Consider the following 14,085-nt stretch of genomic DNA (forward strand, 5'->3'; position numbering starts at 1 on the left):
AGAAGTTTTCCCGTGACCACCCGGCATTGGGATTTGCCCGACTCCCCCGGGCACCCTAGAATGCGCCGATGCGCGATGATCTCTCTCTTTTGCTGAACTCCCTCAACGATGCCCAACGCCAGGCCGTAGCGGCCCCCGTTGGCCGTCAGTTGGTCCTGGCCGGTGCTGGCTCCGGTAAAACCCGAGTGCTGGTGCACCGTATCGCCTGGTTGATCCAGGTCGAGAACGCCTCACCGCATTCCATCCTGTCGGTGACCTTCACCAACAAGGCCGCTGCCGAGATGCGTCATCGCATCGAGCAGTTGATGGGCATCAGCCCGGCCGGCATGTGGGTGGGCACCTTCCACGGCCTGGCGCACCGCCTGTTGCGGGCGCATTGGCAGGAAGCCGGCCTGAGCCAGACCTTCCAGATTCTCGACAGCGACGACCAGCAACGCCTGGTCAAGCGGGTGATCCGCGAGCTGGGCCTGGATGAACAACGCTGGCCGGTCCGTCAGGCCCAGTGGTTCATCAACGGTCAGAAAGATGAAGGCCTGCGCCCGCAACATATCCAGGCCAGCGGCGACCTGTTCCTGGCCACCATGCGCAGCATTTATGAAGCCTATGAAGTGGCCTGCCAGCGCGCCGGCGTCATCGACTTCTCCGAACTGCTGCTGCGCGCCCTCGACTTGTGGCGCGACAACCCGGGCTTGCTGGCGCACTACCAGAAACGCTTCCGCCACATCCTGGTGGACGAGTTCCAGGATACCAACGCCGTGCAGTACGCCTGGTTGCGCCTGCTGGCCAAGGGCGGCGACAGCCTGATGGTGGTGGGCGACGACGACCAGTCGATCTACGGCTGGCGCGGCGCGAAAATCGAGAACATCTACCAGTACAGCGACGACTTCCCGGACGCCGAAACCATCCGCCTGGAACAGAACTACCGCTCCACCGCCGGGATCCTCAAGGCCGCCAACGCCTTGATCGCCAACAACACCGGGCGCCTGGGCAAAGAACTGTGGACCGACGGCGGCGAAGGCGAAGCGATCAACCTGTACGCCGCCTTCAACGAACACGATGAAGCGCGCTACGTGGTGGAAACCATCGAAAGCGCCCTGAAAACCGGCCTCGCCCGCAGCGATATCGCGATTCTCTACCGCTCCAACGCCCAATCACGGGTATTGGAAGAGGCCCTGCTGCGCGAGCGCATTCCGTATCGCATCTATGGTGGCCAGCGCTTCTTCGAACGTGCCGAAATCAAGAACGCCATGGCCTACCTGCGCTTGCTGGAAGGTCGCGGCAACGATGCGGCGCTGGAACGGGTGATCAACATTCCGGCCCGCGGCATCGGCGAGAAGACCGTCGAGGCGATTCGCGACCACGCACGTCACAGCGATGTGTCGATGTGGGAAGCGATGCGCCTGCTGATCGCCAACAAGGGCCTGACCGGCCGTGCGGCCGGTGCCTTGAGCGTGTTTGTCGAGCTGATCGAGAACCTGGCCGCCAAGTGCATGGAAATGCCGCTGCACCTGATGACCCAGACCGTGATCGAGCAGTCCGGCCTGATCGCCTACCACGAAGCGGAAAAAGGCGAGAAAGGCCAGGCCCGGGTAGAAAACCTTGAGGAACTGGTCAGCGCCGCCCGCGCGTTCGAAAACACCGAAGAAGACGAAGACCTGACGCCATTGGCGGCATTCCTCGGCCACGCGTCCCTGGAAGCCGGCGACACCCAGGCTGATGAGCATGAAGACAGCATTCAGCTGATGACCTTGCACAGTGCCAAGGGCCTGGAATTCCCCTACGTGTTCCTGGTGGGCATGGAAGAAGGCCTGTTCCCCCACAAGATGAGCCTGGAAGAACCCGGCCGCCTTGAGGAGGAACGCCGCCTGGCCTACGTGGGCATCACCCGGGCGATGCAGAACCTGGTGATGACCTACGCCGAAACCCGGCGCCTGTACGGCAGTGAGACCTACAACAAGGTGTCGCGCTTCGTACGTGAAGTGCCGAAAGGGCTGATTCAGGAAGTGCGCCTGTCCAACAGCGTCAGCCGACCGTTCGGCGGCGGCCAGCAGCAGAACTCCAGCAGCATGTTCGCTGGTTCGGAAATCCCCGAGACGCCGTTCAGCCTTGGCCAGCAGGTCAAGCACGCGATCTTCGGCGAAGGCGTGATACTCAACTTCGAAGGCGCCGGTGCCCAGGCCAGGGTGCAGGTGAACTTCGCCGAAGGCAGCAAGTGGCTGATGATGGGCTACGCCAAGCTCGAAGCAATCTGAAACAACTGTAGAACATGAAGGATGTTGCCCCACCCTTGTATTTGGCAGCGGTGGGGCCAATATCTGTAATAAGTCCTACAGACGATTCGGTATTGGCCCTACGCAAAAGCCCGAAACACTATGCCGCTAGCCACTGACATCACACCTGTGCAACATGGCGCGCGTGCAATCCACAAATGGGAATTCCCTTTATGAAACGTTTTCTTAGCATCGCCATGGCGTTGTGCATCGGCCTGACGATGAGCCTCGACGCCAACGCCAAGCGCTTCGGTGGCGGCAAATCCATGGGCTCGGCGCCGAGCCACCAGACCAGCCAAATGGCCCCATCCGGCGGCGGCATGGGCGGCGCAGCTGCGACCGCTGGCGCTGCCGGTGCCGCAGGCGCTGCTGCCAAGGCTGGCGGTGCTTCGCGCTGGTTGGGCCCTCTGGCCGGTATCGCGGCCGGCGGCCTGCTCGCCTCCATGTTCATGGGCGGCGGCTTCCAGGGCATGCAGATCTTCGACATCCTGATCATGGCGGTCATCGCCTTCCTGATCTTCCGCTTTATCGCCGCCCGTCGCCGCAAGCAACAGGAGCACATGGCTCCAGCCGGCGCGCCGATGCAGCGTGAAGTGTTCGAGCAAAAGCCTGCTGCCATGGGTTCGATCTTCGGCGGTTCGGCTGCTCCTGCTGCCGCTCGTCCGGTGATCAACGCACCCGCCTGGTTCAACGAAGAGCGCTTCGTCGAAGCGGCCCGCAGCCACTTCCAGTCCCTGCAGCAACACTGGGACGCCAACGAAATGGACAAGATCGCCGAGTTCGTGACCCCGCAACTGCTGGAGTTCCTCAAGCGCGAACGTGCCGACCTGGGCGACGGCTTCCAGTCGACCTACATCGACGACCTGAAAGTGCAGCTTGAAGGTGTGGATGACCGCGCCGACAAGACCATCGCCACCCTGACCTTCAGCGGTGTGTCGAAGACCTCGCGTTTCGACCAGGGCGAAGTGTTCAGCGAAAGCTGGAACATGGAGCGCCCACAAGGCGAAAACCAGCCTTGGCTGGTCGCCGGTATCCGCCAGAACGGCTGATCCCTGCCCGCTTTGAGTACGCAGTAACAAAAACCCCGGACTTGTCCGGGGTTTTCTATTTCACGGTTGCACTTATAGCGAGCTACTGTATAAAACGCCCCTATAAACCGCGCCATCTAGCAAGAGGATCCCGGCCGTGGAAGAAGTTATCGAACAATTGCGTGAAGCCAACGAACCGGTACCGGTTCCTCTGGAGCTGCCTGACGAAGATCAACTGGTGGAAATCGAGGAACAACTGTTCATCGATATTCCGTTCGTCTTCCGTGAATTTCTGCTGACCGTCAGCGATGTGGTCTACGGCAGCCTGGAGCCGGTGACCGTCACCGACCCACAGTCCCACACCTACCTGCCGGACGTTGCCGCCAACGCCTGGGATGCCGGTGTTGACCGCAGCATGATCCCGATCTGCCAGGACGGCGACGACTACTACTGCGTCGAGGAAGACGGCACCGTGGTGCTGTGGTCCGGCGAAGAAGAGCTCGTCACCGAAGAAACCTGGGAATCGGTGTGGCACTGGGCACGAGACGTCTGGCTGGAAAGCTGAGACCCCTGTGTGCCGAGGGCGCTTGTTGTGGCGAGCGAGCTAGCTCGCGCTGGGCTGCGAAGCAGCCCTCTGCGACCCACTCAGTGCTCCGGCGTATCCTTATGGTTATCCAGGGTCTCCAGCAAGGCGACCTGCATCCGCGTATGCACGCGGATGAACCAGCGCCAGAGCACGGCGGCCACCGCGGCCGTCACCACGGCGATCAGCACCAGCAACTTGTTGGTCGGCAGGATACTGGCCGACAAGGCTGCCAATAGCAGGAAAATCACCAGCAGCGAAAGAATCGGGATCACTTCGGCGATCACCCGGCGCACGCGCTGAGTGTGGCGCCCGGCCATTTCCGGCTTCACGCTCATCTCCGCCAGCAGCATCGACAGCGCCTTGAGCTTGCGGTACGCCGCAATCAAAAACGGCAGCGACAGCAGCAACGCCCCACCCCAGATCAATGCCTTCTGCCAGCTCGGATCGCTGACCCAGCCTTCCAGGTAGATGCCAATACGCGCCGCGAAAAAGCTGCCGGCAAAGAAGATCGCCACCACCAGCGCCAGGTTCACCCCCACCTGCAGAATGATCTTGCGGATCATCGACGCCAGCATCGCACCCTCGCCCTGGGGCTGAATGCTGCGCAGCCACTCGCCATACATCCCGAACACCCGACTCATGCGCTTGGGCATGACTGCGGCAATCTTCAGCGACAGCGGGTCTGCGCCACGGATCAGATAGGGTGTGAGCAGTGTGGTAATCGCAGAAACAGCCACCGCCACCGGATACAGGAAGTCGCTGGTGACCTGCAACGTCATCCCCAGCGCGGCGATGATGAATGAAAATTCGCCGATCTGTGACAGCCCCATCCCCACTCGCAATGAAGTGCGGCCATCGTTACCCGCAATAAACGCCCCCAACCCACAGGACAACATCTTGCCCAGCACCACGGCCACGGTAATCACCGCAATCGGCCAGGCGTATTGCAGGAGGATCTGCGGGTCGATCATCAAACCAATGGCGACAAAGAAGATCGCGCTGAACATGTCGCGAACCGGTTCGATCAGGCGCTCAATCTTCAGCAATTGCCGGGATTCAGCCATGATCGCGCCGATCAGGAATGCCCCCAGCACCATGCTGTATTCCAGCTTGACCACCAACAGGCAGAAACCGAAGCACAGGCCCAGCACGGTGATCAGCAGCATCTCGTTGCTTTCGAATTTGGCCACGTACTCCAGCAGGCGTGGCACCAGCAAAATCCCGATCACCAGTGCGACAATCATGAACAGCGAGAGCTTGCCGACGGTGGAGAACACCTCGCCGGAGCTGACCGTGCCGCTGACGGCAATGCTCGACAGCAAGGCGATGATGCCAATGCCGAGGATGTCTTCGACGATCAGCACCCCGAAAATCAGCTGGGCAAAGCGCTGGTTTTTCATCTTCAGGTCATTGAGCGCCTTGACGATGATGGTGGTCGAGGAAATCGCCAGGATCGCGCCCAGGAACAGCGAGTCCATGGTGTTCCAGTCGAACCAGCGGCCGATTTCGTAGCCGATCCAGATCATCAGGATGATTTCGAGGAACGCCGCGATAAAGGCGGTGGCGCCAACCTTGAACAGCTTGCGCAGGCTGAACTCAAGGCCCAGGCAGAACATCAGGAAGATCACCCCAAGCTCGGCCAGGGTCTTGATCGTGTCTTCGTCGTGGATCAGGCCAAACGGTGGGGTGTGCGGGCCGATGATGAAGCCGGCGACGATATACCCCAACACCACCGGCTGCTTGAGCCGATGGAACAGGATCGTCACCACCCCGGCCACCAGCATGATCACGGCCAGGTCCTGGATAAAGCTGATGGCGTGCATGGCGAGGGGCTCCTTGAGGGGTACTGGCGCTTTTCCCATTTCCACGCATGCACCCCGAAAGGTCGCAATGAACGGAAAGAAAAGTCTGCCTTGATCGTAAGAATTGCCTTTGAGACGGGCTTTTGAAGGGTAACACCGCGACTTGCGGCAGAAAGCCGGTGCAATATATGGAAACAGATCGCCCCGGGCGTGACGGCAAGCCGGGGGCCAGCGTCCCGTTATGAATGGCTCTGCAAAGATTCCAGCACCCGCAGAGGTGCCTCCCCACCCAATGCCTACAACCCGTGAGTGTGCTATGGAACCCGGAAACGCCCAGCTGTCGATGACAGTATTGATGACCCCTGACATGGCCAACTTCTCTGGCAATGTGCACGGCGGCACGCTGCTCAAGTACCTCGACGAAGTGGCCTACGCCTGCGCCAGCCGTTATGCCGGGCGCTATGTGGTGACGTTGTCGGTGGACCAGGTGATTTTTCGCGAGCCGATCCATGTCGGCGAGCTGGTGACCTTCCTGGCCTCGGTCAACTACACCGGCAACACGTCGATGGAAGTGGGGATCAAGGTGGTCACCGAGAACATCCGTGAGCGTTCGGTACGCCACACCAATAGCTGCTTCTTCACGATGGTCGCGGTGGATGACCAGCGCAATCCGGCCGCCGTGCCGCCGCTGCAACCGCAGAACAGCGAAGACAAGCGGCGGTTTGTGCAGGCTCAACAGCGCCGGCAGATTCGCCAGGAGCTGGAAAAGCGCTATCAGGAAATCAAGGCAGACGGCCCGTAAGAGCCCGCCAGGTTTCTGGATGACCGCTTAGTAACCCGAGCACTTGTCAAAGTGCGCACACACATCAAAGCGCTGGTCCAACTGGGCCATGCGCTCCATATGGTGATTGACCACCTCCATCGTCACGCTCTTTCGGGTATTCACGTAGTACTGCACCATAAGCTTGTCGTTCTCCGCTACGCGCGATTTGATCGCACTGTCCGTAGGCTGCATCCATTGCTCCAGGACGGCATCCTCAGTTCCCCGCAGGCGCTGGCGGTACACCTCAGTGTAAAACCCCAGAGCCCGGGCCAGACGACCGGCAGACTCTTGATTCGACAGTTCGTAGTTCTGCCGAAACTGGTTCCAATAATCCGGCGGCAAGGTATACGAGCCCATCAACGCCTTGCGCTTGCTGATCAACTCATCAAGCTCTTGAGGCGAGGTTTGCATTCGGTCGACTTTATTCTCTGACACGATGGCCGTGATCGACTGCGCACGCTCGTCAAGAATGCGATCAATCAACACCATTCGCTGCGGAGTATCCGGTAACAACTTGCCGAATATCGGACCTTTGCCCTCGCAAGTCGGCATGCCGGTCTCGAACAGCGGCTGCGGGATCCGCACGTCCTTGCCGTCCAATCGCGTAAGACGCTGGAGCAGCGTGCTGCATTGGCGGCCCTGCAATTCGAAGGTCACTTCGTACTCTTCACCCGCCTTGGGCGTTAGATTGAACGCTTTGCCACAGACATAGGAGCTGCCGTTGGTGTTGATCATCAACATAGTGTCCTTTCCGGGCGCCAGCTTGATCTCCAGCAGCCCACGAGCCGTGGGCGGTGGCGGCACAAGCATGTCTACCCGCCGCTTGGTGTCCACCAGGAACATGTTGTTGAGAATGCCTGTGGTCTCACCCATGCAGTGCTGTGCGTCATAGACAAAAAGGGTGCTGTTGGTGGTGTTGGAGATGAACCGCAGCTTCGCCGCATCGGGCTCGGTTGCGTCAGGATAGGTACCGTGGACGCTGCAACCACTGAGCAGCGTAACCAGGGCCAATGCGATAAATGCCCGTGGCGAATGGAGCAGGGATAACGACATGATCTTCCTTGATGAACGCAGAGGGCAAAAAGACGGCCGATAGTAACGGACGCCCTTTGCGTCGCTCAATCAGGAATATTCCTACAGCCCGATTGGGGTTGCCTCGAAGCGAACTCGCGGATGGGCAATCCGGTCCTGGGCACGCACCAGTTCCAGCTCATAGCTGGCGCACGCCTGGGTTTCCAGCAGTACTTCATGCACCGCTGCAGCAGTGAACTCAAAGGCCGCCACCAGGCTATCGCCCAACAACACCCGCGCCAGGAACAGGCCCGACGTCAGGTCGCCCACGCCCACCGGCTGACGCGGGAATGCCAGCAGTGGCCGACGCAGGTGCCAGCTGCCTTCAGCCGTCACCAACAGCATTTCGAAGCCGTCCGGCAGCTTGCCGGGATAATCCAGGTGCTTGACCAACACCGCTTTCGGCCCGCGGGCCAGTAATGCACGGGCCATCCCCAGGCAATCGAACAGCGACTGCGGCTTGCGCCCGGCAAAGCTGTCCAGCTCCAGCTGGTTGGGGCACAGGAAGTCGGCCATCGCCGCCGCTTCCTCCAGCAGGAAGTTGCTGACCTCCTGGGGCACGATGCAGCCTTTTTCCGGATGCCCCATCACCGGGTCACACAGGTAAAGAGCCTTGGGGTTGATCGCCTTGATCCGCGCCACGCCGGTGAGGATCGCCCGGCCCTGGGCCGCACTGCCCAGGTAGCCCGACAGCACTGCATCACAGTTGCCCAGCTCGCCAATCGCCGCGATGCCTTCCACCAGCGCAGGAATTTGCTGCGGCGCCAACACTTCTCCCGCCCACTGACCATACTGAGTGTGGTTGGAGAACTGCACCGTATTGAGCGGCCACACGTTCACCCCGACCCGTTGCATGGGGAACACGGCGGCGCTGTTTCCGGCGTGGCCGAAGACCACATGAGACTGGATCGCAAGCAGATGGGGCGTACGTTTCATGCAGGGGATTTCCGTAAAGCCGTTGATATTCTGGCTGCGCAGTATGCGACTAAACGCGGCCTGTACGACAGACCGGAGACGCAGTTAAGCTGGCCCTACTTTGTTGGAGTTCATCGAATGCTGACCCTCGGAAATATCTTCGTGCTGATGCTGCTGGCGACCGGTGCCGCCTGGCTGTGGCACAACCACGGCCTGCGCGAGCGGGCGCTGGAACGGGTCAAGCAGCACTGCGCCAAGCTCGACATCGAGCTGCTCGATGGCGCCGTGGCGTTGAAGCGCATCGGTTTTGTGAAAGATGCCAGCGGGCGGCGGCGCCTGGCACGGATCTACAACTTCGAATTCACCGTGACCGGCGAAACGCGGCACCCGGGGACCATCACCCAATTCGGCGCCCACAGTGCACAAATCGAGTTGGCGCCCTACCCGTTCGAGATCAAGACGCCATTGCCCAGCGCCGAGATCATTGAGCTAAGCCAGTGGCGCCAGGAGCATGGCAACAGCAAGACCCGTCACTGACGGCAAGCGGTTAACCCACCCTGTAACTGCGCAACGTCCTGCACTTCGCTGAAGATCAATTCGATACGCGAATCCCGCCGCCATTCGCTGGGCTGCCAGGCCAATGCGGCGTTATCCACCGCGTTGGCCGATACCCAGCCATCCAGGCTGTGGATAACCAGTTTTGCCCGTCGCCAGTCCAACGATTGCAGCCATTGCTGAATGCGCCGCGCGTCGAATCGCTGACTCGGATGCCAGCGCCAGCCAATGCTCCAGCCATCCTCCTGGCCCTGGCTGAGGCAGATCGGCGATGCCGGATCCGTCCAGATGGCCGGCATTTGCCCCAGGCCTTTGGGCAACTCGAAGTTATCCACAGCCGCTGCCGCTTGAGCATTCACACCCGGTAACCGGGCCAAGGGCAGTTGCGCCTGCTGCGTCCAATAGATCGGTCGATCGGGCAGTTGCCCTTGAATCAACAGGCGCTGCGCATCACTTAAGGCTTCATTCTTGTTCAATACCAACAGCCCGGCGCTGGCTAATGCCTCCCGTTGGGCATTGGGTAAAGGTTTGCCCGCCGCCAACGCCTGGGCGTCCAGTACGAGTACGCACGGCTGCACCGCCAGTACCTGCTGCCAGGGTGCTTCCCGCAGCTGCTTGAGCAATTGAGCCGGGTGCCCAAGCCCGGACGGCTCGATAAACAGCCGGTCGGGCCTGGCCTTACGCAACAAACGCCCCAGTCCTACCTGAAACGGCGCCCCGTTGACGCAACACAGGCAGCCACCCGCCACTTCACCGAGGGCAATCCCGTCGTCATCACGGGTGAGCAACGCGGCATCCAGGCCAATCTGCCCGAACTCATTGATCAACACCGCCCAACGCTCGTTGGCCGGGCGCTGGGCCAGCAGGTGCTTGATCAGGCTGGTCTTGCCGGCGCCCAGGGGCCCGGCAATCACGTGGGTGGGAATGTTCTGCAGCATGGTGGACATCATTCAGACCGTGTAGAGAGGTTCGATCCTACCCGGTTACGCCAACCAATCCAGCGTCAGAATCAACCGTCGTTGATCCGCTTGCAGCGGCGGCGAGCGGTGGATCAGGCCAAAGCCTTCGTTGCCGTGCCATTTTTCGCCCTTGAGCAACGCCACTTCACCGCAGTGGATTTGCTCAATGCATTCTTCCGGCTCAGCACTCGCCTGGCTCAGGTGCCGCCGCTCCATCACACCTTCGCGTAGCCATTGGCTGCCAATGCCGGCGTAGGTAGTGATCAGCCGCACCGGCACATGATCCACATGAAAACGCGGGCACATGGCCTTGTCCAATAGCCGCAAACGCACGCCGATACGCTTGGCTCCCAGCAAACAGGCAATGGCGCTGACCAGCCACGACACATCGGCGATAAAGCCTTCGTAGCCTTCAAGGTCACGGCAACCCGATGCAAAGTCCTGCAGGTTTGGCTCGGCGTCTTCGCTGTTCAGTTCAACCACCAGCGACTCGGCCAATGGCTCATTGAGTGCCACCAGTAACGCGCCGAACTCGGCGATGTGCAGGGGCAACTGACGCTGCCACACCGCTAGGTTCACGCCGTCCTCAAGGATATCGGTGAGCACGGCCGGGGTTTCGCCGTGGGTCTGGCGAACCACCGGGCGCAGTTTCAGGGTCGGTGCCAGCATCAGGCAGCCTCTTCGAACCAAGGGCCAAAGGGATCGGCCAACAAGCGCCAGCCTTCGACACCCGTGGCCATTTCATCGTCGGTCAGCAAACAAGCGTCCAGCTCGGCGGTCATCTGGGCGAAGTCGATGTTCTGGCCGATAAACACCAGCTCCTGCCGGCAATCGCCGGTGCTCAGTTGCCAGTTTTTCATGATTGCGGCGATGCCTTCCTCGTCCTGGGGCCACTGGGTTTTCGGCACGAAACGCCACCAGCGCCCGGCAAACCCATGGCGCATCAGGCCGCCAGCCTGGGACCAGCTACCGGCGTCCTGGTGTTTGCTGGCCAGCCAGAAAAAGCCCTTGGAGCGCAGCAGTTTTCCATTCACCCAAGGCCGGTCGATAAAGTCGAAAAACCGCTGCGGGTGGAACGGGCGGCGGGCGCGATAGGCGGTGGAGGCGATGCCGTACTCTTCGGTTTCCGGCAGGTGTTCGCCACGCAGTTCCTGCAACCAGCCCGGCGCCTGGGAAGCACGCTCGAAGTCGAAACGGCCGGTGTTGAGGATCTTCGCCAACGGCACTTCGCCCATGACCATCGGGATGATTTCAGCCTGGGAGTTCAAGCGCTCCAGGATCGCCATCAACTCCTCGCGCTCACTGCTGCTGATCAGGTCGATCTTGCTGATGAGGATCACATCCGCAAATTCGATCTGCTCGATCAGCAGGTCGGTGATCGAGCGCTCGTCCTCTTCACCGAGGGTTTCGCCCCGGGACGCCAGGCTTTCGGCAGCCTGGTAGTCGAGCAGGAAGTTCATGCCGTCGACCACGGTGACCATGGTGTCGAGCCGGGCAATGTCCGCCAGGCTTTGGCCTTCTTCATCGCGGAAGGTGAAGGTTTCGGCCACTGGCAGCGGCTCGGAGATACCGGTGGACTCGATCAACAGGTAATCGAACCGACCTTCCTTGGCGAGCTTTCCGACTTCTTCCAGCAAGTCTTCGCGCAAGGTGCAGCAGATGCAGCCGTTGCTCATCTCCACCAGTTTTTCTTCGGAGCGATTGAGGGTGACGTCGCGCTGGACCTCACTGCCATCGATGTTGATTTCGCTCATGTCGTTGACGATCACCGCCACCCGCAGGTTTTCGCGGTTGCGCAGGACGTAGTTGAGCAGCGTGCTTTTGCCGGCGCCGAGGAATCCGGACAGCACAGTAACGGGGAGACGATTGGGCATCAGGTATTCCTCATCAGGGTTGGCCGGTCAAATCGCCCGTTGATGGCGTTCGCGCAGCTCTTCACGTTCTTTGGCTTCGATACACAGGGTGGCCGTGGGGCGCAGCAGCAGGCGCTTGAGGCCGATGGGTTCGCAGGTTTCACGGCACCAGCCGTATTCACCGCGGGCCAGGCGTTCCAGGGCTTCGTCGATCTTGTCCAACAGCTTTTTTTCGCGCTCCAGCAGGCGCAGTTGCCATTGGCGCTGTTCTTCGGCGCTGCCGACATCGGCGGGATCGCTGTTGGGCTCCTGTTCGCGCAGCACCATGAATTCAGCGTCGATACGCGCTTGCAGCTCGTTGCGCTGGGCCAGCAGCAGCTCGCGGAAGAAACCTTGCTGGGCTTCATTCATGTAGTCGGCGCAGGGTTGGGCGAGAAGGTCTTGTTCGGTCATCGGAGGTGGTTCACGGGTCAGGCTGTCTTTTAATGTTATAGTATAACAATGCAAATAAGCCAATCCCCCTTGCTCGTGACGACGAAGGGCGCAATGCTGGCAGCCGAATAACGCCCCGAGAGCCTCTATGAAATACCTGCTGTGTGCTGTGTTGCTGATGCTGGCGAGCCTGGCCAACGCCCAGGTGCCCAGCCTGCTGGCCAACTGCACCCGCAGCGCCAACCTGCTGGCGTGCGTCGACGCCCAGGGCAATGCCTACAGCGTCGCGACGGCAGGCAGCACTACGTATTTGCGGGGCTTTGAAGTAATCGGAAAACGCTATTGGGCACAGACCAGCAGCCGCTACGGGCAACTGACGTTCTTTACCGGGTTGGCTTCCGATGGTGAGGCGTGGGTGGGCTACACGCGGCGAGTGGGCTGGACCACCCTCAACCGGTTTTCCAGTTCCGGTGGTGCCAGCGCCAAGTTCACCTGTAGTCGAATCACCGGCTGTTAGACCTGGCCGGTTTTCTGTTCCTGAACCCAGGCCATGTAGCTGTTCATCGGCGGGTTCTTCTGGAAGTAATTTTTCAACCCTTCAAATAAACCGTCTGCCACCGCCTGTTGATGGCGTGCGGTGACCAGTCGCTGGGCGTCCTGGGTGTTGGAGATAAACCCGGTTTCCACCAGGATCGACGGCACGTCCGGCGACTTGAGCACCGCAAAGCCGGCCTGTTCCACGCGTTTTTGATGCAGCGTGGTGATGCTTTGCAGGCTGCCCAGTACCGAGCTGCCCAGTTGCAGGCTGGAGGCGATGGTGGCGTTCATCGACATGTCGAGAATCACCCCGGCGAGCATCGGGTCCTTGTCCTTGAGATTGAGCAAGGTGGTGGCGCCCAAGAGGTCGGCGCCGTTTTCCCGCTGCGCCATGAACCGTGCGGTGGCGGAGGTGGCGCCGCCTTCAGACAGCGCATAGACAGAGGCGCCGGACGCCGTAAGCCGTGGCGCGGCATCGGCGTGTACCGAGATAAACATGTCGGCTTTGTGCTGACGGGCGATGTCCACACGTTTACGCAGCGGCACGAAGAAGTCGTCGTTGCGCACCAGCTTCACATCGAAGCCCTTCTCGCGCTTCAGACGCTTGGCCAGCAATTGGGCGATGGACAGCACCACGTCTTTTTCGCGCTGGCCCTTTGAGCCAATCGCGCCGGGATCCTTGCCGCCGTGCCCAGGGTCGACCACCACGATGATGTCGCGTTTCGGATGAGCCCTGTCCACCGGTGCCGGCACGGGTGCAGCCAACGCGGCCGGTGCCGCAGCGATTTGCATAGGTGCATGAGTGGCGCTTGTCAGGTCCAGCACGAGGCGGTGGCCCTGGCCATCCTGCGGCGGCAGGAGAAAGCTGTTGAGCTGCATCGGCGCCTTCAAATCCAGCACGATCCGCGTATCGCCCTGCCCGAAATGCCCCGAGCGAATCGAGGTAATGCCGCTGTTGGTCAGGGCCAGTTGGCTGAAATCACCGGTCAGCTTCGCGCCGCTCAAATCGATGATCAACCGCTCCGGCGCGGTCAGGGTGAAGGTCTTGTATTGCACCGGGCCGCTGAGGTCCAGCACCAGCCGCAGCTTGTTATCCGACCGCCACAGCCGTGCATTGCGGATCTGCGCGGCAGACACGCCCAAGGGCAAGGTGAACACCGCACTGGCCAGCAGCAGGTTGAGGAGTTGACGTCTGTGCATGACTTACACCGCAAATAAAGGAGCTTCCGTACTCGACATGACTGAATAAAAGAC

Annotated in this window: 14 protein-coding genes; 6 read left to right on the forward strand and 8 right to left on the reverse strand. The window is 60.7% G+C overall.

The features are described 5' to 3' along the window. The first annotated feature begins 68 nt into the window (after positions 1 to 68). The 3 genes from uvrD to HX815_RS08965 all read left to right on the forward strand — a co-directional run bounded on the left by uvrD (position 69) and on the right by HX815_RS08965 (position 3,863). Positions 69 to 2,252, forward strand: coding sequence for a DNA helicase II (uvrD, locus tag HX815_RS08955; protein ID WP_003213452.1), 2,184 nt, complete (start codon positions 69 to 71; stop codon positions 2,250 to 2,252). A 191-nt stretch (positions 2,253 to 2,443) separates the two neighbouring features. Further along, positions 2,444 to 3,319 carry a Tim44 domain-containing protein gene (locus HX815_RS08960; RefSeq protein ID WP_003213454.1) on the forward strand — a complete coding sequence of 292 codons (876 nt, stop codon included), beginning with the start codon at positions 2,444 to 2,446 and terminating at the stop codon, positions 3,317 to 3,319. A gap of 136 nt (positions 3,320 to 3,455) precedes the next feature. After that, a complete protein-coding gene (locus HX815_RS08965) occupies positions 3,456 to 3,863 on the forward strand; it encodes an SMI1/KNR4 family protein (RefSeq protein WP_003213456.1) in 408 nt (135 codons plus the stop codon). Between the two features lie 80 nt (positions 3,864 to 3,943). Here HX815_RS08965 and HX815_RS08970 read toward each other — a convergent pair whose 3' ends face one another. Further along, entirely contained in the window at positions 3,944 to 5,707 is a 1,764-nt protein-coding gene (locus HX815_RS08970) for a cation:proton antiporter (RefSeq protein ID WP_177028079.1), read from the reverse strand. Positions 5,708 to 6,002: 295 nt separating this feature from the next. Here HX815_RS08970 and HX815_RS08975 point away from each other — a divergent pair, with 295 nt between their 5' ends. Continuing rightward, positions 6,003 to 6,488, forward strand: a complete 486-nt coding sequence (locus HX815_RS08975) for an acyl-CoA thioesterase (RefSeq protein ID WP_177028080.1) — start codon at positions 6,003 to 6,005, stop codon at positions 6,486 to 6,488. A 27-nt stretch (positions 6,489 to 6,515) separates the two neighbouring features. Here HX815_RS08975 and HX815_RS08980 read toward each other — a convergent pair whose 3' ends face one another. Next, positions 6,516 to 7,562 (reverse strand): hypothetical protein, encoded by a 1,047-nt coding sequence (locus HX815_RS08980; RefSeq protein ID WP_177028081.1) that lies wholly within the window; start codon positions 7,560 to 7,562, stop codon positions 6,516 to 6,518. 81 nt (positions 7,563 to 7,643) lie between these two features. Then, the gene (pdxY, locus tag HX815_RS08985; RefSeq protein ID WP_177028082.1) at positions 7,644 to 8,516 is read right to left on the reverse strand and encodes a pyridoxal kinase PdxY; all 873 of its coding nucleotides are present in this window, start codon (positions 8,514 to 8,516) and stop codon (positions 7,644 to 7,646) included. Between the two features lie 117 nt (positions 8,517 to 8,633). Between pdxY and HX815_RS08990 the strand changes: the two genes are divergently transcribed. Further along, positions 8,634 to 9,032, forward strand: coding sequence for a DUF3301 domain-containing protein (locus tag HX815_RS08990; protein WP_003213466.1), 399 nt, complete (start codon positions 8,634 to 8,636; stop codon positions 9,030 to 9,032). Here HX815_RS08990 and HX815_RS08995 read toward each other — a convergent pair. From HX815_RS08995 to dksA, 4 genes are read right to left on the reverse strand one after another with little or no spacing between them, the layout of a single operon-like run. Further along, entirely contained in the window at positions 9,026 to 9,988 is a 963-nt protein-coding gene (locus HX815_RS08995) for a GTP-binding protein (RefSeq protein ID WP_008439499.1), read from the reverse strand. The two genes, HX815_RS08990 and HX815_RS08995, sit on opposite strands and share 7 nt — an antisense overlap. A gap of 45 nt (positions 9,989 to 10,033) precedes the next feature. Then, complete coding sequence (locus HX815_RS09000; protein WP_177028083.1) at positions 10,034 to 10,678, reverse strand: DUF1826 domain-containing protein; 645 nt, start codon at positions 10,676 to 10,678, stop codon at positions 10,034 to 10,036. Beyond that, entirely contained in the window at positions 10,678 to 11,883 is a 1,206-nt protein-coding gene (gene zigA, locus HX815_RS09005; RefSeq protein ID WP_003213472.1) for a zinc metallochaperone GTPase ZigA, read from the reverse strand. Before zigA ends, HX815_RS09000 begins: the two co-directional genes overlap by 1 nt. A 27-nt stretch (positions 11,884 to 11,910) precedes the next feature. Continuing rightward, the gene (dksA, locus tag HX815_RS09010) at positions 11,911 to 12,315 is read right to left on the reverse strand and encodes an RNA polymerase-binding protein DksA (protein WP_003213474.1); all 405 of its coding nucleotides are present in this window, start codon (positions 12,313 to 12,315) and stop codon (positions 11,911 to 11,913) included. Positions 12,316 to 12,442: 127 nt separating this feature from the next. On the opposite strand from dksA, the gene HX815_RS09015 reads away from it, so the two are divergent. Further along, positions 12,443 to 12,811, forward strand: coding sequence for a hypothetical protein (locus HX815_RS09015; protein ID WP_003213476.1), 369 nt, complete (start codon positions 12,443 to 12,445; stop codon positions 12,809 to 12,811). Here HX815_RS09015 and HX815_RS09020 read toward each other — a convergent pair. Further along, positions 12,808 to 14,031 carry an N-acetylmuramoyl-L-alanine amidase gene (locus HX815_RS09020; protein ID WP_003213478.1) on the reverse strand — a complete coding sequence of 408 codons (1,224 nt, stop codon included), beginning with the start codon at positions 14,029 to 14,031 and terminating at the stop codon, positions 12,808 to 12,810. The genes HX815_RS09015 and HX815_RS09020 overlap by 4 nt on opposite strands. Positions 14,032 to 14,085: the final 54 nt, after the last annotated feature.

Origin of the sequence: Pseudomonas sp. E6002, assembly GCF_013385565.1 — a bacterium.
In the GTDB taxonomy this organism is placed as follows: domain Bacteria; phylum Pseudomonadota; class Gammaproteobacteria; order Pseudomonadales; family Pseudomonadaceae; genus Aquipseudomonas.